Annotated in this window: 29 protein-coding genes and 1 riboswitch; of the genes, 21 read left to right on the top strand and 8 right to left on the bottom strand. The window is 27.8% G+C overall.

The window, feature by feature from the left end; all coding sequences use genetic code 11:
* Position 1 precedes the first annotated feature (1 nt).
* The 6 genes from B5L73_RS03710 to B5L73_RS03685 all read left to right on the top strand — a co-directional run bounded on the left by B5L73_RS03710 (position 2) and on the right by B5L73_RS03685 (position 5,608).
* A complete protein-coding gene (locus tag B5L73_RS03710; RefSeq protein ID WP_085147961.1) occupies positions 2-595 on the top strand; it encodes a riboflavin synthase in 594 nt (197 codons plus the stop codon).
* On the top strand, positions 582-1,682 hold the full coding sequence (gene ribB, locus B5L73_RS03705; protein ID WP_085147958.1) for a 3,4-dihydroxy-2-butanone-4-phosphate synthase: 1,101 nt from the start codon (positions 582-584) through the stop codon (positions 1,680-1,682). The genes B5L73_RS03710 and ribB overlap by 14 nt, the downstream gene beginning before the upstream one ends.
* The gene (gene ribH, locus B5L73_RS03700; RefSeq protein ID WP_085147955.1) at positions 1,682-2,071 is read left to right on the top strand and encodes a 6,7-dimethyl-8-ribityllumazine synthase; all 390 of its coding nucleotides are present in this window, start codon (positions 1,682-1,684) and stop codon (positions 2,069-2,071) included. Before ribB ends, ribH begins: the two co-directional genes overlap by 1 nt.
* Positions 2,068-2,472 carry a transcription antitermination factor NusB gene (locus B5L73_RS03695; RefSeq protein WP_085147952.1) on the top strand — a complete coding sequence of 135 codons (405 nt, stop codon included), beginning with the start codon at positions 2,068-2,070 and terminating at the stop codon, positions 2,470-2,472. Before ribH ends, B5L73_RS03695 begins: the two co-directional genes overlap by 4 nt.
* Complete coding sequence (thiL, locus tag B5L73_RS03690; protein ID WP_085147950.1) at positions 2,465-3,424, top strand: thiamine-phosphate kinase; 960 nt, start codon at positions 2,465-2,467, stop codon at positions 3,422-3,424. Before B5L73_RS03695 ends, thiL begins: the two co-directional genes overlap by 8 nt.
* A gap of 78 nt (positions 3,425-3,502) precedes the next feature.
* The gene (locus B5L73_RS03685) at positions 3,503-5,608 is read left to right on the top strand and encodes a sodium-translocating pyrophosphatase (protein ID WP_085147947.1); all 2,106 of its coding nucleotides are present in this window, start codon (positions 3,503-3,505) and stop codon (positions 5,606-5,608) included.
* A 1-nt stretch (position 5,609) separates the two neighbouring features.
* Here B5L73_RS03685 and B5L73_RS03680 read toward each other — a convergent pair whose 3' ends face one another.
* A complete protein-coding gene (locus B5L73_RS03680; RefSeq protein ID WP_085147944.1) occupies positions 5,610-6,077 on the bottom strand; it encodes a hypothetical protein in 468 nt (155 codons plus the stop codon).
* Between the two features lie 3 nt (positions 6,078-6,080).
* Here B5L73_RS03680 and B5L73_RS03675 point away from each other — a divergent pair, with 3 nt between their 5' ends.
* The 6 genes from B5L73_RS03675 to B5L73_RS03650 are packed head-to-tail and all read left to right on the top strand — an operon-like array spanning position 6,081 to position 8,611.
* Positions 6,081-6,542, top strand: coding sequence for a ubiquinol-cytochrome C chaperone family protein (locus tag B5L73_RS03675; RefSeq protein WP_085147941.1), 462 nt, complete (start codon positions 6,081-6,083; stop codon positions 6,540-6,542).
* Between the two features lie 2 nt (positions 6,543-6,544).
* Positions 6,545-6,727 carry a 50S ribosomal protein L32 gene (gene rpmF / locus B5L73_RS03670; protein ID WP_085147939.1) on the top strand — a complete coding sequence of 61 codons (183 nt, stop codon included), beginning with the start codon at positions 6,545-6,547 and terminating at the stop codon, positions 6,725-6,727.
* Between the two features lie 18 nt (positions 6,728-6,745).
* On the top strand, positions 6,746-7,747 hold the full coding sequence (plsX, locus tag B5L73_RS03665) for a phosphate acyltransferase PlsX (protein ID WP_085147936.1): 1,002 nt from the start codon (positions 6,746-6,748) through the stop codon (positions 7,745-7,747).
* 3 nt (positions 7,748-7,750) lie between these two features.
* Positions 7,751-8,044, top strand: a complete 294-nt coding sequence (locus B5L73_RS03660; RefSeq protein ID WP_085147934.1) for an integration host factor subunit alpha — start codon at positions 7,751-7,753, stop codon at positions 8,042-8,044.
* On the top strand, positions 8,037-8,420 hold the full coding sequence (locus tag B5L73_RS03655; RefSeq protein WP_085147931.1) for a MerR family transcriptional regulator: 384 nt from the start codon (positions 8,037-8,039) through the stop codon (positions 8,418-8,420). The genes B5L73_RS03660 and B5L73_RS03655 overlap by 8 nt, the downstream gene beginning before the upstream one ends.
* The gene (locus B5L73_RS03650) at positions 8,420-8,611 is read left to right on the top strand and encodes a 50S ribosomal protein L33 (RefSeq protein WP_085147928.1); all 192 of its coding nucleotides are present in this window, start codon (positions 8,420-8,422) and stop codon (positions 8,609-8,611) included. Before B5L73_RS03655 ends, B5L73_RS03650 begins: the two co-directional genes overlap by 1 nt.
* Here B5L73_RS03650 and B5L73_RS03645 read toward each other — a convergent pair whose 3' ends face one another.
* The gene (locus B5L73_RS03645; protein ID WP_085147925.1) at positions 8,612-8,902 is read right to left on the bottom strand and encodes a chorismate mutase; all 291 of its coding nucleotides are present in this window, start codon (positions 8,900-8,902) and stop codon (positions 8,612-8,614) included.
* Positions 8,903-8,945: 43 nt separating this feature from the next.
* On the opposite strand from B5L73_RS03645, the gene B5L73_RS03640 reads away from it, so the two are divergent.
* The gene (locus B5L73_RS03640) at positions 8,946-9,962 is read left to right on the top strand and encodes a COX15/CtaA family protein (RefSeq protein WP_085147922.1); all 1,017 of its coding nucleotides are present in this window, start codon (positions 8,946-8,948) and stop codon (positions 9,960-9,962) included.
* Here the strand turns inward: B5L73_RS03640 and B5L73_RS03635 are convergent.
* The gene (locus B5L73_RS03635) at positions 9,955-11,283 is read right to left on the bottom strand and encodes an O-acetylhomoserine aminocarboxypropyltransferase/cysteine synthase family protein (protein WP_085147919.1); all 1,329 of its coding nucleotides are present in this window, start codon (positions 11,281-11,283) and stop codon (positions 9,955-9,957) included. The two genes, B5L73_RS03640 and B5L73_RS03635, sit on opposite strands and share 8 nt — an antisense overlap.
* A 1-nt stretch (position 11,284) precedes the next feature.
* Positions 11,285-11,351, bottom strand: a riboswitch (SAM riboswitch).
* 135 nt (positions 11,352-11,486) lie between these two features.
* Between B5L73_RS03635 and rplM the strand changes: the two genes are divergently transcribed.
* Genes rplM through B5L73_RS03605 form a run of 7 tightly spaced genes read left to right on the top strand, consistent with a single transcriptional unit; the run spans position 11,487 to position 16,655 of the window.
* Positions 11,487-11,945, top strand: a complete 459-nt coding sequence (rplM, locus tag B5L73_RS03630; protein WP_085147916.1) for a 50S ribosomal protein L13 — start codon at positions 11,487-11,489, stop codon at positions 11,943-11,945.
* A 1-nt stretch (position 11,946) separates the two neighbouring features.
* Positions 11,947-12,384, top strand: coding sequence for a 30S ribosomal protein S9 (gene rpsI, locus B5L73_RS03625; protein WP_085147914.1), 438 nt, complete (start codon positions 11,947-11,949; stop codon positions 12,382-12,384).
* Positions 12,385-12,417: 33 nt separating this feature from the next.
* The gene (argC, locus tag B5L73_RS03620; protein ID WP_085147911.1) at positions 12,418-13,440 is read left to right on the top strand and encodes an N-acetyl-gamma-glutamyl-phosphate reductase; all 1,023 of its coding nucleotides are present in this window, start codon (positions 12,418-12,420) and stop codon (positions 13,438-13,440) included.
* On the top strand, positions 13,437-13,598 hold the full coding sequence (locus B5L73_RS06435) for a hypothetical protein (protein ID WP_157101078.1): 162 nt from the start codon (positions 13,437-13,439) through the stop codon (positions 13,596-13,598). Before argC ends, B5L73_RS06435 begins: the two co-directional genes overlap by 4 nt.
* Positions 13,591-14,883, top strand: coding sequence for a homoserine dehydrogenase (locus tag B5L73_RS03615; RefSeq protein WP_085147909.1), 1,293 nt, complete (start codon positions 13,591-13,593; stop codon positions 14,881-14,883). The genes B5L73_RS06435 and B5L73_RS03615 overlap by 8 nt, the downstream gene beginning before the upstream one ends.
* A complete protein-coding gene (locus B5L73_RS03610; protein WP_085147907.1) occupies positions 14,883-15,785 on the top strand; it encodes an AEC family transporter in 903 nt (300 codons plus the stop codon). Before B5L73_RS03615 ends, B5L73_RS03610 begins: the two co-directional genes overlap by 1 nt.
* A gap of 18 nt (positions 15,786-15,803) precedes the next feature.
* The gene (locus B5L73_RS03605) at positions 15,804-16,655 is read left to right on the top strand and encodes a DMT family transporter (RefSeq protein WP_085147906.1); all 852 of its coding nucleotides are present in this window, start codon (positions 15,804-15,806) and stop codon (positions 16,653-16,655) included.
* Between the two features lie 461 nt (positions 16,656-17,116).
* On the opposite strand, the gene B5L73_RS03600 is transcribed toward B5L73_RS03605, so the two are convergent.
* Positions 17,117-17,386, bottom strand: a complete 270-nt coding sequence (locus B5L73_RS03600; protein WP_085147904.1) for a methylated-DNA--[protein]-cysteine S-methyltransferase — start codon at positions 17,384-17,386, stop codon at positions 17,117-17,119.
* A 6-nt stretch (positions 17,387-17,392) separates the two neighbouring features.
* Complete coding sequence (locus B5L73_RS06430) at positions 17,393-17,569, bottom strand: hypothetical protein (RefSeq protein WP_157101077.1); 177 nt, start codon at positions 17,567-17,569, stop codon at positions 17,393-17,395.
* Between the two features lie 81 nt (positions 17,570-17,650).
* On the opposite strand from B5L73_RS06430, the gene B5L73_RS03595 reads away from it, so the two are divergent.
* Positions 17,651-18,604, top strand: a complete 954-nt coding sequence (locus B5L73_RS03595; protein ID WP_085147902.1) for a site-specific integrase — start codon at positions 17,651-17,653, stop codon at positions 18,602-18,604.
* Here the strand turns inward: B5L73_RS03595 and B5L73_RS03590 are convergent.
* From B5L73_RS03590 to B5L73_RS03580, 3 genes are read right to left on the bottom strand one after another with little or no spacing between them, the layout of a single operon-like run.
* Positions 18,594-19,466: a glycosyltransferase family 2 protein gene (locus tag B5L73_RS03590; RefSeq protein ID WP_157101076.1), complete on the bottom strand. Its 873-nt coding sequence runs from the start codon at positions 19,464-19,466 to the stop codon at positions 18,594-18,596. The two genes, B5L73_RS03595 and B5L73_RS03590, sit on opposite strands and share 11 nt — an antisense overlap.
* Entirely contained in the window at positions 19,432-21,561 is a 2,130-nt protein-coding gene (locus B5L73_RS03585; protein WP_085147900.1) for a glycosyltransferase, read from the bottom strand. The genes B5L73_RS03590 and B5L73_RS03585 overlap by 35 nt, the downstream gene beginning before the upstream one ends.
* The gene (locus B5L73_RS03580) at positions 21,558-21,809 is read right to left on the bottom strand and encodes a GIY-YIG nuclease family protein (protein ID WP_085147898.1); all 252 of its coding nucleotides are present in this window, start codon (positions 21,807-21,809) and stop codon (positions 21,558-21,560) included. The genes B5L73_RS03585 and B5L73_RS03580 overlap by 4 nt, the downstream gene beginning before the upstream one ends.
* Positions 21,810-21,811: the final 2 nt, after the last annotated feature.

Below are 21,811 nucleotides of genomic sequence, written 5' to 3'. Positions count from 1 at the left end.
TATGTTTAATGGTATAATATATAATCAAGGTACAATTGAAAAAATTGCAAAAAGACCTAAAGGAATTAATATATTTGTAAAAAGTAAACTTAAAGTATCAAAAAAAGATATTGGATTATCAGTTGCATGTGATGGCGTATGTTTAACTTTGATTTCTTATAAATCAAAATTAATGGAATTTTATCTTTCAAAAGAGACAATACTCCGTTCTAAATTTAGATATATAAAGAACAAAGACAAAATTAACTTAGAGTTACCGTTGAAATATGGAACAAAAATTTCAGGGCATATTTGCCAAGGTCATGTTGATACAGTTGCAAAAGTATTAAACATTAAAAAAATTGATAAATCATTTATTTTTGATTTTGAGATCCCCAAAAAAGAGAGAAAACATCTTATTGAAAAAGCTTCAATTTGTGTAAATGGAATTTCACTTACAATTTCAAAAGTAACAAAAAAAGGTTTTCAAATATGGATAATTCCACATACCTATAAGGAAACTAATTTATCCAAACTTAATAAACATAGTTTAGTTAACATTGAGATAGATATCTTGTCTAAATACGTTAGAAATTATTTTTATGAAAAAAAATAATTTTGCACCAATTGAAACAATAATAAGTGTTGCTAAAAAGGGAGGCATGTTCATTCTGGTTGATGATGAAAAAAGGGAAAATGAAGGTGATCTAGTGATATCATCATCAGACTCAACAGCAAAAAATATTAATTTCATGGCAAAACATGGTCGTGGTTTGATTTGTTTGGCACTAGATAGTTTGCAGGCGAAGAGATTGAATTTATCTTTAATGTCTCCTGTAAATCAATCAAGAAATAAGACAGCTTTTACAATTTCTATAGAAGCAAAAAAAGGAATTACAACAGGTATATCAGCTAAGGATAGAGCTAAAACAATTAAGATTGCATCTAAAAAAAATGTTAATAAAAAAGAAATAGTATCACCCGGCCATATTTTTCCAATTATTGCTAAAGATGGAGGTGTTCTTGTAAGAGCAGGTCATACAGAGGCCTCTGTTGATATATCAAAATTAGCCAAAAAAAATAATTCAGCGGTCATTTGTGAAATAATGAATGAAAATGGCACAATGGCAAAAGGTCAAGATTTATTTAATTTTGCAGAAAAACATAATCTTAAAATTGGAAAAATAGAAGATTTAATAGCTTATAGATTAAAGAAAGAGAAACTTATAAGGTTAAAAAAGCAGAGCCAAATCAAAGTAAAAAAACAAAAATATAAGATTAGAATTTATGAAAATCTATTAGATGGTGCAGAACATTTTGCTCTTATAAAAGGTAAAATTAAAAGAGGTATCACACCAAGAGTTAGAGTAATTTCATCTAATATTGTCCAAAATTATTTAATAAATCAAAAGTTACCAAATTCATTTAATAAAACTTTAAATTATTTTAAGAAATACCAAAATTGTGTTTTAGTGTTTATTAAAGACTCAAATTTAAGGTCAGTATCACAGACGTTAAAAAAATATAATAATAAAGAATTTGTAAAAAAAGGAAATGATAAATCAATTAAAAATTATGGAATTGGAGCTCAAATAATTAAAGATCTAAAAATCAAAAATATGATATTAATTACTAGATCTTTAAAAAAAGTTATTGGGCTTGATGGTTATGGAATTAAAATTAAGAAACAGGAACTTATATAATGAATAAAAAAATTTTAATTGTTTTAGCTGATTATTATAAAGATATAAGTGATGGACTACTTAAAAGCGCCTTGAAAAATATACCTAGGTCAAATCGAGTGAAAATTATTAGAGTACCTGGTGTTTTTGAAATTCCAGTTACAATATCTAAAAATTTAAAAAAATTTGATGCATTTTTAGCTTTAGGCTGTGTCATCAAGGGTCAAACACCACATTTTGATTTTATTTCACAAGCATCCACTAATGCAATAATGGATTTATCTGTAAGTCAAAAAAAACCTGTGGGTAATGGTATTATTACTTGTTTAAATATGAAACAAGCAAAAGTAAGAAAAAATAAAGGTGCTGAGGCTGCAAATGCAGTAATTTTAATACTATCGCAGAAATGAAGACTCACTTTAAGCCAAAAAATAATCCTAGAGTAATTATAATTCAAAAACTTTATGGCAAGTTTTATAACGAAGATAATGATTTAGATTTCCCCAAACACAGGTTTAAGAAATTTATTAAAGATATAGTTTTGGGGACAATAGAGAGAAATGATCTTATTTTAGAAGAATTAAACAGTAAACTTGGTGATCAGTTTATCTTTAAGAAATTAGATAAAATTTTCCAAACTATTCTTAAAGCTGCAACTTACGAATTTATGTATAAACCTAATTTATCAATTAACATTATTATTAAAGAATATCTGAATTCCTCTAATTTTTTTCTTGAAGACTCTCAAACAAAATATCTAAATGCTTTATTAGATGATTTAGGTAAAAAATTGAGATCTAAAAATGCATGAATTTGAATTAATAAATAATTTTTTTTCTAAATTAACCAAACATAATATATCTGCTCTTAATTTAAATGATGATGTTTTTTTTGATAAAAAGAAAAAATTAGTTATTTCAATTGATACTTATAATATAGGTACACATTTTATAGATTTTAAATCTCCTGATCTTGTAATTAAAAAAATTTTAAGATCATCAATATCAGATTTGATTTGTAAAGGTGTTAAACCACAATTTTATTTTATTTCAGGGTCTGGTAATAAAAGCAACTTTACAAAAAAAAATTTATTAAAAATATCAAAATCTCTTAAAAATGAACAAAAAAAATATAATATAAGTTTATGTGGAGGAGATACAACTTTTTCAAATAAGTTAAGTTTTACTATTACATCATTAGGCTACTCACATGATATAGTTTATAGAAATAAATCTAAATTAAATGATGATATTTATGTAACTGGAAATTTAGGTGATAGTTTTATTGGTCTACAAATACTTAAAGGTAAAATCAAAGTTAATAATAAGATGTCTAAATTTTTTATTAAAAAATATTACGAACCTGACCTTCAAACAAAATTAGTCAATCATCTTTTAAAATTAGCAAACACTTCAATTGATATTTCAGATGGGCTAATCGATGATTTAAAAAAATTGATTAATAGACAAAAATTTTCATTTCATATTTTCGAGGAAAAAATACCGGTATCAAAAACTCTAAGTCAATTAATTAGAATTAAAAAATTTAAAAAAATAAATATTTCAACCAGAGGTGATGATTATCAGATACTTTTTACAGCCAGTCCTTTTAAATCGAGAATCATTAAAAAAATATCAAAAATTACAGGTATTAAAATTACTAAAATTGGTAATATTATATCTGGTAAAAATAGATCTAAGATTATTAATTTAAAAGACAAGCAAATTGAGGCTAAAAATAAAGGTTATATTCATCAATTTTGAAAGTTAATCATTGTCTTTTTCATCTTTTTTTGTATTGTCCGGGCTTAAAAAATTAACAACCAACAACTTAAGGTTTTTATGAACTCAACAGCAGAAACTATTTTATTATATACAATCGTAGCAGGTTTATTATCAATCGTTTATGGATTTTTAACTGGAAAAAATATTCTTAATTCGAGTGCTGGAAATTCAAAAATGCAAGACATTGCTTCAGCTATTCAAATTGGAGCAAAAGCATACCTTGCAAGACAATATAAAACGATAGCTATTGTTGGTGTTGTAGTTTTGGTTATTGTTAGTATTGCTTTTAGTCCACTTGTTGGTCTAGGTTATTTAATTGGTGCTGCCTTATCTGGAATTGCTGGCTATGTTGGTATGCTAGTTTCTGTAGAAGCAAATGTCAGAACTGCAGAGGCATCAAGAAAAGGTTTAGCAGAGGGACTTTCTGTTGCTTTCAAATCTGGTGCTGTTACAGGTATGTTAGTTGCAGGTTTAGCCCTATTAGCAATTGCAGTTTATTATTTTTTATTACTAAAATTTGAAGTTGATGAGAGAGAAATAGTTAATGCGCTTGTTGCATTAGGATTTGGTGCATCATTAATTTCAATTTTTGCAAGATTAGGTGGTGGAATATTTACCAAAGGTGCTGATGTTGGTGCTGATCTAGTTGGTAAAGTAGAAGCTGGAATACCAGAAGATGATCCAAGAAACCCTGCTGTTATTGCAGATAATGTTGGTGATAATGTTGGTGATTGCGCTGGTATGGCTGCGGATTTATTTGAAACTTATGCAGTTACTATTGTTGCAACAATGGTTCTTTCATCTATTTTTTTCATTGGTGATCTAAATATGATGGTTTATCCTTTAACAATTGGTGCCGCATGTTTAATTACATCAATTATTGGAACTTTCTTTGTAAAACTTGGAAAAAATAACAATGTAATGAATGCTTTATATAAAGGTTTTATAGTATCTGCGGTAGCTTCACTATTAATTCTTTGGCCAGTTACTGACCATGTAATAGGTTTTTCTAATGAATATACTGTAAATGACAAAACCTTTAATGGTAAGGATTTATATTATTGTGGAGTGATTGGTCTTGTAATTACAGGTTTATTAATATGGATTACTGAATATTATACTGGAACAAGTTATAGACCGGTTAAATCGGTTGCTTTATCATCCACAACAGGGCATGGAACTAATGTAATTCAAGGATTAGCAGTATCAATGGAAGCAACTGCAATTCCTGCAATAATTATTGTTGCAGGTATTTTAATTACCAATTCTATTGCTGGACTTTTTGGAATTGCTATTGCTGTCACAACAATGTTGGCATTAGCTGGAATGGTTGTTGCACTAGATGCGTATGGACCAGTAACAGATAATGCAGGTGGTATTGCCGAAATGTCTAATCTTGATAAAAAAGTAAGAAAAACTACTGACGCATTAGATGCTGTTGGAAACACTACAAAAGCTGTAACTAAAGGCTATGCAATTGGTTCTGCAGGTTTAGGTGCTTTAGTTTTATTTGCTGCTTATACAGAAGATATAAAACACTTCTCAAAAGAAGCAGGATCTGCATTAGAAGGAATTGTGGTAACTTTTGATTTATCAAATCCCTACGTTGTAGTTGGCTTATTAATTGGTGGTATGTTGCCATATTTATTTGGATCAATGGGAATGCAAGCTGTAGGTAGAGCAGGTGGTGCTGTAGTTGTTGAAGTTAGGAGACAGTTTAAGAAATATCCAGGTATAATGAAAAGAAAACAAAAACCTGATTATGCCAAATTAGTAGATTTATTAACAGTTGCTGCAATAAAAGAGATGATTATACCATCACTATTACCAGTTCTTTCACCGGTGGTACTTTACTTTATAATTCTTTCAATTGGTGGACAAGTTGCTGCTCTAGCGTCAGTTGGTGCAATGTTACTAGGTGTTATTATAACTGGACTTTTTGTTGCAGTTTCAATGACTGCTGGTGGTGGCGCATGGGATAATGCAAAAAAATATATCGAAGATGGTAATCATGGTGGTAAAGGCTCAGAGGCTCATAAAGCTGCTGTAACTGGTGACACGGTTGGAGATCCATATAAAGATACTGCAGGACCAGCTGTTAACCCAATGATTAAGATAACAAATATTGTTGCATTGTTATTGTTAGCTGTAATTGCTGGTTAGGTTAGCGACCTAATGTTCCTCTTTTTTTACCAAGTGGATCATCTATTTTAGTCATTACACCAGACAATGCTCTAGACACAAAAGACTCTTGATCAGCAATTGTTTTCGTTGTTTTGTTAGTAAATTTAAGTTTATTTAGATCATCTTGGTTTAAAAACTCCTTGTTAATTAACATCCCTCTATTGTCCACTTCTAATAACAAAACATTATTTGCAATTAATTTTTTTTTTCCAAGTTTTAATAATTTTGAATTAGATGTTTTTCTTTCTAAATATATCAAAATATCTTCATTAAAATAACTTGTGGATGATGGTGGACCTAATAAACTTTTTATTTGATTTATATTAGTTTCATTAATTAATAATTCTTTACTTTTACCTTCTAAATTATGAATACCATGATGTTTGACAACTTTATTTAATTTACAACTACTTAAGAAAATTGTTAAAATAATTAAAATAATTTTCATGGAATGAATTATATATATTTTTATAACAAATTAATTAAATTAACTACAAATAAAACACTATATAAAAGTCTTGATAAACAAGATAGTTTTAATGATAGGTTATTAGTTTTTTTATTACATTTTGCCTTTTTTTTAAAAGTATTTAAATCTGAAGAAAATGAAAAAAAATTGCAAGAAATCTATGATTTTAATTTTAGACAACTAGAACTAAGTATAAGAGAAATTGGATATGGTGATCAATCTATTAACAAAAAAATGAAAGATTATATCAATGTTTTTCATGCTATTGTTTCTGACATTCATTTCTGGGATACTTTAGAGGATATAAAAAAGAGAGAAATCATATCTAAATTTCTGGAAAATTTTAAGAATATTGAGGAATTAGTTGATTATTTCAACAATTACTATTCAAATTTATCAAAAAATACTTTGAATTCTTATTTAAAAAGTGTAATTAACCCATAATTATGGCAGTTCCAAAACGTAAACAAACTCCTTCAAGGACTGGAATGAGAAGAGCTAAGAATATGAAATTTTTAGCTAAAAATGTAGTTGAAGATAAAAAATCAGGTGAATACAGATTATCTCATCATTTAGATTTAAAAACTGGTATGTATAAAGGCCGTCAAGTTATAGACCCTAAAGATTAAATAATTTAATATTAAGTAATGGCTGATTTGATTAAAATTGCAGTGGATGCAATGGGTGGAGATAATTCACCCAAAAAGGTTATCGATGGTATAATTCATAATCATAAAAAGAATAAAGGAAATTTTTTTAAAATTTTTGGGGATAAAAATAAGATTATTTCATTGCTTAAAGATGAAATTGAAAGTCAACATTATGAGATAATTCATACAGAAAATCTTGTTTTAAGTACAGATAGTCCTTTGGAAGCAGCAAAAAAGGGTAAAGACACAAGTATGTGGCTTGCAATTGAAAGTGTCAAAAATAAAGAGGCAGATATAGTTATTTCTGCAGGCAATACTGGAGCTTTACTAGTAATTGCAAAATTAAATCTCAAGATGATCCAAGATATTGATAAGCCTGCATTATCAGCATTATGGCCCAATAAAAATGGAATGAGTGTCGTACTAGATTTAGGTGCTAATATAGAGTGTAGCTCAAAAAATTTGTTTGATTTTTCAATTATGGGTGCATCTCTTTACACATCTTTATATCCAGACAAAAAGCCAAATATAGGTTTATTAAATATAGGTTCTGAAGAACTTAAAGGAAATGAAACTATTAAAGAAACATTTAAGATATTGAGTAATAAAAAATCAGAAAATTATGATTTTGCAGGATATATTGAAGGTAATCAAATTATGGATGGTGAAATAAACGTAATTATTTCAGATGGATTTACTGGGAACATAGCTTTAAAAACAGCAGAGGGAACTGCAAACTTTATTGTTAAAGAATTAAAAAAAGCAATGACTGGTTCATTTATAGGAAAAATTTCTTCAGTATTAAATTTTTATAATTTGAAAAAATTTAAAAACCGACTAGATCCTAGACTATATAATGGCGCAATTTTTTTAGGTTTAGACTCCCCAGTTGTGAAAAGTCATGGTGGCACTGATTTTATTGGGTTTTCAAATTCTTTAGATGTTTGTAATAAGATTGTTAAAGGTAATTTGATAGAAAAAATAAAGCATAACATTTAAAGAATGAGAATAAATTTAACTAAAAAAGACTTAATAAATCAAATTTATATGCAGCTAGGCTTTTCAAAGCAAGTATCTGAAAACCTTATTAATGATTTTTTTTCAACAATTATTCTTAATTTAAAAGAAGAAAAAATACTTAAACTGTCAGGATTTGGAACTTTTTCAATAAGAAGAAAAAAATCTAGAGTGGGCAGAAATCCCAAAACTAAAGAACCTAAAGTTATTTCGAGTAGAGATGTGGTTTTATTTAAACCTTCAAAACAATTTAAGGAATTCATTAATAGAAATGACTGATAAATCTGAGAATGCTTATAAAACAATAGGTGAAGTAGCTGAAATTTTAAGATTAAATTCAAAAAAAAAAGGAGTTTTCTCAACCCATACTATTCGATTTTGGGAAAAACAATTCAAACAAGTTAAACCAAAATTACTTAATTCTAATAGAAGATATTATGATCAAAAAACTATCGATATTTTAAAAAAAATAAAATTTCTTCTTAAAGACCAAGGTATGACTATTAAAGGAGTAAAAAAAATCTTAGATAATCCAGATATTAACGATACTTTAAACCTTGACGAAATTTCAAATAATTCTATAAGAACGAGTAATTTTAAAAATAAAGTTTTAAAAATTTCTAAAATTGTTAAAAATTTAAAAGATTATAAATAATGGCAAAAAAAACACACGTAAAAGTTAGACTAGTTCCCGAAAGTAAACCAGATAGTCCATTTTTTTATTATGTAAAAAAACCAGCGGGTGGTGAAAAAGCTAAAGTTAAACTCTCAGCGCGTAAATATAACCCAAGTACTAGAAAACATGAAGTTTTTATTGAAAAAAAACTTCCTCCGCATAGTAAGTAATTATTTTCTTTTAAAATTTCTTTTTTCGTAATCAATATAGGACCAAATCATATTTTTCCATATACGATTGGTAATTTTAGGGTCTATCTTATTTGCTAGAGATTTTTTTCTGATATTTTTCAAAATAATTTTAATTCTTTTATTGTCAATAATTTCCTTTTTTTTATCTTTAAGTTTTAAAACTTGATTTACAAGATTAGTTCTTTGTTTAATTAGTTTAATCAATGAATTATCCAATTTATCTAACTTTAATCTTATCTTGTTAAGTTCTTTTCTTTTTAAAGGCGACATTTATATATTTGGATAATATGAAAATTATTATATTTATCCCCACATGTACACAACAAATGCAAAAATAAATAATCAGCTATCAATTTGGTTAATCTTTATGTTTTGGATTATATCTTTTATGATAATAGTTGGTGGCTTAACAAGACTTACCGACTCAGGCCTCTCAATAACTGAATGGGAATTATTTTCTGGTTTTTTTCCACCTCTTAATCAAAATGATTGGACTATTTATTTTAATCTTTATAAACAAATCCCTGAATTTAAGTTACAAAACTACAATATGACTTTAAGCGAGTTTAAAGTTATTTTTTGGTGGGAATGGGCTCACAGATTTCTTGGAAGACTGATCGGTCTTGGATACTTAATACCATTAATTTATTTTTCTTTTAAGATTAAGATTACTAAATTATCAAATCTATATTTCATTTTTTTTCTTATATGTTTTCAAGGTTTCATTGGCTGGTATATGGTTAGTAGTGGATTAGTTAACAGAGTAGATGTAAGTCACTTTAGGTTATCTTTACATTTACTCATTGCTTTTTTTATTTTATCTTTAATATATTGGAATTATCTAAAAATTAACGTATCAAGAAACACAACAAACAAACTAAATATATTTATTCCTTTATTATTCTTAATCCTGATTTTTTTACAAATTTCAATTGGTGCCTTTGTTTCTGGTATGGATGCAGGAAAAATCTATAATTCATGGCCTTTAATGGGCAGTTCATATTTTCCTGATGATAATAATTTTGATGATCTATTTAAAGTTGCGGCTCTAAGTGATCCCTCATTAGCACAATTTATTCATCGTAATTTAGCTTATTTGATAGTAATTTTTTATTTTTCAATTTTCTATAAGATTTATAGAAACAAGATGTATGATTTATATAAATCTATTAATTATTTGGGTATATTTATAATTCTTCAGATTATATTAGGTATTTTCACAGTCTTATATGGTGCACAGATTTATGTTGCATCTCTGCACCAAATAAGTTCAATTTTTTTAGTTAGCTCAAGTATTTATTTTTTTTATTTAAATACAAAATTTAACTAACAGCTTTTAAACTTCCTTTTGATGACTTGTTCAAGGCTTGATCTAAATCATCAATAATATCATCAATGTGCTCAATACCTATACAAAGTCTTACATAACTCTGAGTCACACCTGATGCCGCTAACTCTTTTTCGTTCAACTGACTATGAGTAGTACTAGCAGGATGTATAGCTAAACTTCTTGCATCACCAATGTTTGCTACATGGTAGAACATTTTCAAAGACTCAATAAATTTTTTCCCAGCCTCAATACCACCTTTAAGTTCAATACCAACCATTGGTCCATTTCCACCTTTAAGATATTGTTTAGCTCTATCAGCTATTTTCTTCTCATGTTCAGTGGAATATATAACCTTAGTTACTTCTTTATGTTTTTTTAAAAAATTAACTACTTTTTCAGCATTTTCACAATGTTGCTTCATTCTTAGAGCTACGGTCTCTAGTCCCTGAATTATTGCAAAAGCATTATCTGGTGCTAAAGCTGAACCTAAATCTCTAAGCAAACAAACTCTTGCTCTGACTGCAAAAGGTACATTAGCTCCGGTTAATTCTGGTACAGCTTTTCCCCAAACAACACCTCCATAACTTGCATCAGGCTCATTGAATAAAGGTTGTCTTTTAGGATCTGCGGTCCAGTCAAAGTTACCACTATCAACTATGCTTCCAGCAACAGCAGTTCCATGTCCACCAATATATTTTGTTAATGAGTGTATAACGACGGCCGCTCCATGTTCTATTGGTTTACATATAATTGGCGCAGCAGTATTATCCATTATTAATGGAATATTATATTTTCTTCCAATATCAGAAACTTCTTTGATAGGGAACACTCTCAAATATGGATTAGGTAATGTCTCACCATAAAAAGCTCTGGTCCTATCATCTATTGCCTTCTCAAAGTTTTTAGGATCACTTGGATCAGCATATCTAATTTCAATCCCAAGTTTACTTAAGGTATGTGTAAATAATGAAACTGTTCCGCCGTAAAGATCCGTAGAACTAACAATGTTATCACCTGATTGAGCAACATTTAGAACTGCAAAACTCGAAGCTGTTTGCCCTGATGAAACCGTTACACAAGATAATCCACCTTCCAATGCTGCAATTCTTTTCTCTAAAACATCATTAGTTGGATTCATAATCCTTGTGTAGATATTTCCAAATTCCTTTAATGCAAATAAATTTGCTGCATGTTCAGTACTTTGAAATTGATATGACGTTGTTCTATATATTGGCACAGCAACAGCATTAGTTGCTGGGTCACTTCTGTAATCACCACCATGTATGGCAATGGTTTCAGGATTATTTCTTTTTTTACTCATATTACTCCTTTTTTAGTGCTTTAGCTTTATGCTAGGCGCACAATACAGTTCAAATGCCTACCGAGTTTGTATGATGATTTCCTTTTTAGCTGTAAGCCCGCAATAGGAACAAATCGGCATTATTAATATAACAAAAAAAAGGCTTAAAACAATAAAAATATCAATTTGACTTTGATCTTATTAATAGTATTAATCCACGCACAATGACAAAATTCCTTAAAAAAGATCAATTATCATCTAATTGGTATGAAATAGACGCTAAAAATGCTGTAGTAGGCAGACTAGCAACTGTCATATCAAAAATTATTAGAGGTAAAAACAAAACAACTTTCACACCACATATGGACGATGGAGATTTTGTAGTTGTTAAAAATATCGAACAAATCAAATTCACTGGAAATAAATTTCAAAATAAAAAATACTTCAGACATACAGGTCATCCTGGTGGAATAAAAGAAACTACACCTGAAAATCTTGCTAAAAAAAAACCAGGTGAGGCTCTAAAACTTGCAGTAAAAAGAATGCTTCCAGGGGGAGTGTTGGGAAAAAAACAACTTACTAAATTGAAAATATATGTTGGAAATGATCATCCTCATACAGCTCAAAATCCTCAAGTAATACACTTGGATAAATTAAACTCTAAAAACATAGCACGAAATTAAAATGGAAAATACTCAAACATCAGCTAAAGCTCCTAAAATAAAGCTGGACTTCAAAGATAGCAAGTACGCTACTGGAAGAAGAAAAACTTCAATAGCTAAAGTTTGGTTAAAAAAAGGCTCAGGTAAAATTTATGTAAATGGTAAACTTTTTAGTGATTATTTTTCAAGTGATAATCATAAAATGCAAATAGTTAGACCTTTTGAACTTATAAATCAAGCAACAGAATATGATGTAAAGTGCAGTGTAAAAGGTGGAGGACCAACAGGACAAGCAGGAGCAATGGTTCACGGGATTTCTAAAGCTTTAGTTTTATTTGATGAAAAACTGAAATCTACACTTAAAACCGAAAAATTGACCACCCGAGACTCCAGATCAGTTGAAAGAAAAAAACCTGGACGTAAAAAAGCTAGAAGAAGCTTTCAATTTTCTAAAAGATAATTCTTTTTTAACTTTTAACTGTTATAATATACAATGCCTAAGCTTAATGTACTAATTGCTGGATCTACTGGTTATATCGGTATTCAATTAATTAAATTATTAATTAAACATAAGAATATTAATATAAAGTATCTATGCGGAAATTCCTCTGTTGGAAAAAATATTTCATCTTATGATAATTCATTTAGGTCAAAAAAGTTACCAAGAATTACAAAATACAATAAAAAATACTTAAGTTATGTTGATATTATATTTACCGCTCTTCCGAATGGAGAAGCTCAGATAATTTCAAAAGATTTATTAAAAAAAAATACTTTAATTGATTTAGCTGCAGATTTTAGATTAAAAAAAGGTTCTGAATATTTAAAATGGTATAAACAAAAACATAAAGCGTTAAGTAACATAAAAAATAGCATTTATGCTTTACCTGAAATAACAGGAAAATTAGTTAAAAAATTTAGCATTATTGGGTGTCCAGGTTGTTATCCTACATCAATACTTTTACCACTTGTTCCATTAGTTAAAAAAAGATCGATCAACTTAAAGAATATCATTATAGACTCTAAATCTGGATATTCTGGAGCGGGAAGAGGTGTACATAAAAAATTTAAAAACAAGAATTTATACGAATCTCTTAGTGCGTATGGTGTAGGGTTTCATAGACATAATTCTGAAATTCAACAAGAATTAAAAAATTATACCTCTTCAAAAATTAATTTTACATTTACACCCCATATTATTCCAATGTTTAGAGGAATTTTGAGTACTATCTATTTGGATTTAAAACCAGGCATTACTCTAAATAAAGTACAAAATATTTTGAAAAAATTTCATAAAAAGAATAAATTTGTAAAAGTAAAGAGTGTTAACTCTTTTTTGAGCACAAATGACGTTATGAATACCAATTATTGCTTTATTTCAGTCTGCAAAACTAAATTTAAAGATAAGATAATAATTTTATCAGCCATTGATAATCTTATTAAAGGAGGAGCAGGTCAAGCTGTTCAAAATATGAATTTGAAATTTGGTTATAAAATTAGTGAGGGATTATTGTGAAAAAATTATTATTATTTATTTTCTTTCTAGTTATTTCTTGTGCTCCTATTCAAACTGAAAAAAAGATAAATTTTTCAAAAGATCTAACTTTTGAAGAATTTAAATCAAATTTAAAAGTTTACGTAGATAACAGTGATTATCCAAATATAGATGAATAAAATAGTTAACATTGCAATTGTTGGTTTGGGTCAAGTAGGCATTTATCTTTACAATGAATTAAGACTAAAAAAAAAAGAAATAGAAATAAAAACAGGAAAAAAGATAAATATCGTAGCAATTTCTGCAAAAAATAAAAATAAAAAAAGAAAGTACAATATTAATAAGAAAATCTTCTATACTAATCCTCTCAAAATTTTTAAAGAAAAAAAAATAGATATTTTATTTGAGTCTATTGGTCAATCTGACGGAATTTCAAAAAAAATTGTTGTGTTGGCGTTAAAGAATAAGATTAATGTTATTACACCAAATAAAGCTTTAATTTCAAAACACGGTAATGAATTAGCTAAATTAGCTGAGAAGAATAATGTTAATTTAGAATTTGAAGCTTCTGTTGCTGGAGGAATTCCAATACTTAGAACGATTAAGGAGGGTTTAGCTACAAATAAAATAAAGAAAGTCTATGGAATTTTAAATGGAACAACTAATTATATTTTAACAGAGATGGAAAATTCAAATGAGACTTTTGATAAAGTTTTAAAAAAAGCTCAAGAACTTGGTTATGCTGAACCAGGTAATCCTAAATTAGATCTGAATGGTTTTGATGCTTTTGCAAAAGTTAGAATTTTATCAGCTCTTGCATTCAATAATAAAATTTCACATTACAAATGTATAATGGAAGGTATAGAAAATATTGATTTAAAAGATATCAAAATTGCAAAACAATTAAATCTTAGAATTAAGTTACTTGGTATATGTGAAATGATAAATAATCGTTTATTTGAAACTGTTCATCCGTGTTTAGTTAGTAAAGACACGTACATAGGTAATGTAAATGGTGTTATGAACGCTGTTATTACGGAGGGAAAGCCCGTTGGTGAGAGCATACTTCAAGGGGAGGGCGCAGGACCAGGGCCTACTTCATCCTCTTTATTATCTGATTTATTGTCTATTCTTAGAGGAAATATAAAATATCCCTTTGGAATTTCCTCAAATAAAAGAAAAGTTGTAAAGGCTTTTAATAATGATGACTACTCAAATTCTCTATATTTAAGATTTGAAGTTAAAGATAAACAAGGTGTTTTATCTTCTATAACTAATCGACTGGCTAAATATAAAATGTCTGTAAAAAGAATTATACAAACACCTGATAAAAAAAGAAATTCAGCTACTATTGTCATAATTACACATAAAACATCAGAAAAAAATGCAAGAAATTGTTTATCGATATTTAGAAAGAATAGAAATATTTTAAAATTTCCAACATTAATCAGACTGTATAGTTAATGGAAATTTATATAAAACTTTTTGAAGTTTTGTTTCCTGTTTTTTTCGTTGTTGGCATTGGTTACTACTTAGGTAAAAAAAATCCTAAAATAGATACTACGTTTATCACTAATTTTGCAGCAAATGTAGGTACACCTGCAATGATTATTTACGCTTTAAACCCGGTAAATATCTCATTTAATATTTTCATCAATTATTTTTGGTATTACGCAATAGCTATTTTAGGATTTATGATTATTGGAACAATCATACTATATCTTTTAAATACTAAAGATATTATAAGAGAACTTCCACCACTAACAATGCCTAATACTGGTAATATGGGATTGCCAATATGTTTATTTGCTTATGGTTCACAAGGTCTTGGAGTTTCTGCAGCCATTTCTGCTTTAATAATCTTATGTCACTTCACATTAGGTGTATTTCTGGCCGATAGAAAATTTAGTCTACAAGTTATAATTAAAAGTCCACCATTTTATGCAATCATTGTTGCAGTCTTTTTACTTTATTATGATTTAGAACTACCTGGCTTTGTTGAAAATACGACCTTTCTTTTGATGTATGCAACTATTTTTTTAATCTTAATGTCGTTAGGAATTGCATTAACAAGACTAAAGGTTTTTTCGTTAAATAAAGCTATATTTTCTTCAATAGGACGTGTAATTGCAGGACCTATTATAGGATATCTATTAATCTTATATTTTGATTTAAAGGGATTTGCTGCTGGAGTTTTATTAATACAATGTTCAATGCCTAGCGCCGTTCTTAATTATCTTGTTGCATCAATATATTCACCAAAAAAGATAGTTGATAGTGTTGCAAGTACTATAGTTGTTTCAACTTTAATGTCTTTTATAACTATCCCAATTGTTGTATTCTTTGCTTTAAAATACTTCAATTAATCTATAACTTTTAAGTTCATGAAAGCTATAACTTTCAATCTTTTAGCGTGGGTAATGCTTCCAATTATGGATGGATTTGCAAAATATTTGAGTGCAGATCTTCCTGTTTTACAAATTACATGGGCAAGGTATTTTTTTACAGTTGCATTTACTCTTCCAATTATGTTTTTCTTTTTTAGAAAAAATCTTGTTTGGACGGATAAACCAAAATTACAATTTATAAGAGGTCTAATTCTTTTAACAGCTAATATCTGTTTTTTTTATGCAATCTCAGTAATTTCTTTAGCAAAAGCATTAACTTTAGCTTTTGTTGCACCTTTAATTGTTACTGCTTTCTCTCCAGTTTTTTTAGGAGAAAAGGTTGGTTTTAGAAGATGGTCTGCTGTAATTATTGGATTTATAGGCTCATTAGTGGTTATAAGACCTGGGTTTGTAGAAATTAACTTAGCGAGTATAGCTGCTCTTGGTACTGGTATAATGTATGGATTTTATTTGATTATTACCCGTAAATTAAGTACTTCAGACAACCCTTTATTAACTTTGTTATTAACTGGTGTAGTAGGGGCCATAATAGTTTCCACAATAATGCCATTTGTTTGGGTTGTGCCTACTTTAAATCAGTGGTCTATGATGGCTGCAATTGGTATATTTGCCTGTATAGGCCATTTATTTTTAATATTATCTCTTAAATATGCTGATGCCTCTAAGTTAGCTCCATTTAGCTATTTCGAGATCATTACAAACATCATTATAGGTTATTACTTCTTTAGTGATTTTCCAGATTATTGGACTTTTCTAGGTTTGTTCATTATTGTATTAAGTGGAATCTATATTTCTAGAAGAGAAAATTTAGTTAAAAAGATTAAATAATAGGTATTATTTATTTACTAATACTTAAAGTATTACATTAAGTATAATGCGTAAACTGCTGTAATCATTATATATTTAATTGATATTAATTTCAGTAAAAACTGAATTAAAACTGATTTTATTTGATTAAAAGAAAATCTTTTTTAGCTTAATTAAGTAAAATCTGTAACAGAATTTAGAAATATTAAATTATCATTTAAAATCAAGGCTTTTTAGACATCAGAAAATATAAAATCATGAATAAATAGGGTGGTTTAAAAGCGTTGATATAGTTGAATTGTAGAGCGATGCACTAACTGAATATACCTTTTAAACGGTCATATATGGGTCTATTTTAAGCGTAGGTTAATATATAGTACAACTGAAGGGTGAATTATACTATTTTATGGAAAATCAAGTAAAAACATCAAAAAACATTGATTTTACTAGTTTTTTTACATAAAAAAAGCTTTAAAATAGAGCTAAATCACTACTTTTTCAGATCTAAGAAGTCTAAGCTTTTGCTTAATTCCACCCCTTCCTGAGTAGCCTCCAAGAGCTCCATCCGACCTTATCACTCTATGACAGGGTATTTTGGGGGCATATGGGTTTTTAGCACAAGCATTAGCCACAGCACGAGCTGATTTAGGACTTTTTATACCAATAGCCACCTCTTTATAGGTTTTTACCTTTCCTTTTGGTATTTTTTTGAGATACTTCCAGACTTTTAATTGAAACTTTGTTCCTTTCATTGATTTTTATCTTGGTATCATTAAAATTATGTAACTTACAAAGAATATTATAGTCATTATAGATAAAAATATTGTATTTAAACTCTTACCAGTGTTTCGATATTGGATAAAAGTTAATATACCGAAACCAATTGAGCTTATTAAAAACCACACAGCAGGAATTTCACCATCAATTGAACCCATAAATTATTAATTTAAGCTATTGACATTAAAAATCACTTGATATATTACTAATGATAATTAATTGTTATCAATAGTAATAATATGAATGAACTAACAACTGACCTAAAATTGCTTCATGAGGCAACTTTAAATAACCTCAAAAGTTCTAAAGCAAATAACACTTTAAGAGCATATAAATCAGACTTTAAGGACTTTGGAGCTTTTTGTGCTAAACATGGTTTAAATTCTTTACCATCTGAGCCTAAAATCGTTTCTTTATACCTTACCCACCTTTCTAAAAATTCAAAAATCAGCACTTTAAGAAGAAGATTAGTTTCAATTAGCACGGTTCATAAACTAAAAGGGCATTATTTAGATACAAAACATCCAATCATTGTTGAAAACTTAATGGGAATAAGAAGAGTAAAAGGAAGTATTCAGAAAGGTAAAAAACCTTTATTAATCAATCATTTAAAATTAATAATTGATGTAATAAATAAACAAAAAATTGAAGAAATTAAAAAATTAAGAGATAAGACAATAATCCTAGTAGGCTTTGGAGGTGGTTTTAGACGAACTGAGCTCATTTCAATTGACTATGAGGACTTGGAGTTTGTAACTGAGGGTCTCAAAATTTCCATCAGAAGATCAAAAACTGACCAATTCGGTGAAGGAATGTTGAAAGGTCTACCCTACTTCACTAATGAAAATTATTGTCCAGTGGCAAATCTTAAAAATTGGTTACAAATTTCTAAAATAAAATCTGGACCTATTTTTAGAAGATTTTCTAAAGGATCAATTTTAACTGAAAATAGATTAACAGATCAATCCGTAGTTCTATTAATAAAAGAATACTTGAAATTAGCAGGCATTGAAAATAAAAATTTTGCAGGTCATAGTTTAAGATCTGGTTTTGCAACCGTTGCTGCAGAGTCTGGTGCTGATGAACGTAGTATTATGGCAATGACTGGTCACAAAACAACACAAATGGTTAGAAGATACATTAAAGAGGCAAATATTTTTAAGAACAATGCATTAAATAAAATCAAAATGTAAGAATAGCTTGAATTTTACAAAATATAAGACCAACGATATATCCAATGGTTACATTAGGTTCCTGTAAAGGTCCATTATATTTAGTTTTTGATTTGAGATAATGTTTTTTAAAAAACTTCGTTGTGATACCCCATTTTTTTAAAAACGTCTTGTCCCCTCTATTTTGAACAAAATTCTTTTTCTTTCTAGTTGTTAAAGAACCAAAATGATAAACTTTAAAATCATTTAGACCCTTGAATATTCTCACACCTTCTTTCCATAATTTCATATTAAAATCTGGATCAGAACCTATACCAGGGTTAAATTCTTCACTAAAACCACCCACCTTATCCCATATTTTTTTTGAAACTAAATGTGGAGCAAAATGAGTGCCTTGATGATCGTAAAAATTAATATTTTTATATTTTGACAATAATTCATCTTCTTTAAAAGTATCCAGATCAGTGCCAAAATCACTCATTATGTGACCAGAATTCGGCTCAATCATTGTGCCAGATAGATAGAAATCATCCTGATTTAAACTTTTAACTTCATCTAATAAAACTTTATCCCAATTAGGACAAAAATACATATCATCATGACTATAAAGAATATACTGATTTGAGACTAATTTGGCAGCCTTATTAATTGATGAACAAAGTCCAATATTATTATCTGAGAATGTATGTTTATAATTGTTTGCTTTAACAAAATCTAAAGTGCCATCTGAACCATCATTAATATGTATTATTATTTCATGTTTAAATGAGGAATTCTTTTTTAAACTTTTTAAACAAAGTTTTAAATAATCTAAATTGTTAAAGGTTGGAATTACGATAGAAATCATTTTATGGTTTATGCCATAAATACTTTTTTGCGCCATTTATCTCAAAGGTCTTATTAATAATAAAATCTGCTACAAGTGTTGAATTAAAGTATTTCATGTATTTACTTTTGCCTTTTTGTCCAATTTTCTTACGTAGCTTTTCATCCTCTGAAATTTTTTCAATTTTTTCAGATAAATCCGTGATATTTTTATAAAAAACCATCTCTGTATTGTCAAAAAAATCACCATAACAAGTTTTTTCATCAATTAATGTGACTAAACCATTACCTATAATTTGAGTAATTCTATCACTACTATAATATTTTATTGGTGTTCCCCTACTTAGGTTGAGACCCATTTTTGAATTAGATATATTCTTGAAATATTGATCAGCCCAAATCGGTTGAATATTATCCATACCAAAAATATCAAATCTGATATTTTTACATTTATTAATTAGAGATTTTATGAACTTTTCTCTATCATCAGTAGATCGACTTTTTAATTGACCCCTGTGTACTCCATGACTTAAAGCAAAAAAAACATCATTTGAGCATTCTTTCTTAAAATTATCGAGTGTTTCCATCGAATGATCTGATGGATTTGGTATAAAATAATTCAACTTTTTTTTTGATAAAAAGCCCAATGCATCAGGAGAAGTAGTTAAAAAATTTGAATCTATTACATCTGACTTGTCTAAAATTCTTTTTTTGTTTTTCTGAAAATCGGGACCATTTTTGTTTAACGGATCAAGAAACCATTGAGCTATTTTTAGGTTAGAATAATCTTTTTTAAGATTGTACAGAATATCTTTTGATATCATATCTGCATGTCCTAAAACAATTAAATCTGGTTTAAAATGATAACAAGTTTTAATTAATTTATCGTTAAGAGTTTCAGAACCATAAAAATCTTTTAAAGATTTACCTCTACTTACAATATCTCTATCACTAAACTCTAAAACACTGTGTCCAAGTCTAATAAATCCATTATTTATTCTTCTACCAGTATTAAAGAAAAGTCTACCATTATGTCTCTCATTAAAATTCGTAATATGTAATATTCTTAAATTTGATTGTAAATTAGACAAGAAAGGTTTGTTAATTTTGCTTAAATTATTTCTAACTTTATCAATTTGTTCAGAAACATATTCATGAGATAAATAAAAGTTTTTGTAGGATAGTTTCTGATATTTTTTTCTGATATTAGAATTTTTAATTAAGTCTTCAATATTTCTATAAATTTCTTTTATAGAAAGATTTTTAAGTATTCGACCATTGGTAATTGTTTCTGGTAAACCACCTCTATTACTTATTATGACAGCACAACCATTAGCTGCAGCTTCTAAACTTGTTCTACCAAAAGGTTCATCCCATCTTGAGCAAACAACTGCAATACTTGTTTTCTTGTAGATTTTTATAACCTCATCATGTTCTTTAAAGCCAAAATTTTTTAATCTTTTATGTTTAAAATTTAGTTTATCTCTTGGTTCGTCTCCAACAACATAAGCAGACCAATCTTTATATTTTTTTAATATTCTTAAAACTGCTTTACCAAAAAGATCATATCCTTTGGATCTATTTAGCTTACCAACAAATGTTATTAACTTTTTTTTATTATTAAAATTTATTTTATTTTTTGAAGCTGACTGATTAATTACAATTAATTTTTCACTATTAATTGCATCAGACTTCATTTTTTGTAAAAATCTCTTTTTAGACCAATTGCTATTAAAAACTATCCTATAACAATTATTCAATAAAAATGATCTTTCTTTGATACTTTTTGATCCAGACATTGTAAGTGGATCGTTGTGAAAATATAAAATATAATCTCTTTTTTTTAAATCACTTACCAAATATTTTAAATAAATTGGTCTATTATGTAATTCTATGATCTGTGAATTATTTTTTTTTTCTAATTCAATAAATTTTTTTACATAATCTTTATTTTGGCTTGAAAAAAAATTTTTTTTAATATCAATATTAAAATATTTCTGATCAAATTTCTTTTTATAATTTGTATGACCAAATACAGTAATATCTCTCCTAAATTTGCTTGACTTTAAGGTATCATTTATAAACAGCGAAACAGCACCTGCATATGATGGTGAAAAATTTTCTTTTAAAGGAAGCAAAATGGAAATTCTCATTTATCTTTTATTAATTTTTTTCTCAATTTATAATTTTTTTTTAATCTATACTCGTTTTTCATTGCATCAGATTTTGAGTCGTATTTTTCATAATAAACTAACTTCCATTTTTTTCCTCTTGTAAACTTGGCCCCTTTACCAGAGTTGTGTAAATTTAGTCTTTTTTTTATATTTCCCGTATAACCAACGTATGAAATCCTTTTTTTATCTTTATCTTTAGTGATAATTAAATAAACAAAATATGGCATTT

The organism is Candidatus Pelagibacter sp. RS39 (assembly GCF_002101315.1).
GTDB lineage: Bacteria > Pseudomonadota > Alphaproteobacteria > Pelagibacterales > Pelagibacteraceae > Pelagibacter.
The sequence above is the reverse complement of the archived record's forward strand: the minus strand, read 5'-3'. Positions and strand labels throughout refer to the sequence as shown.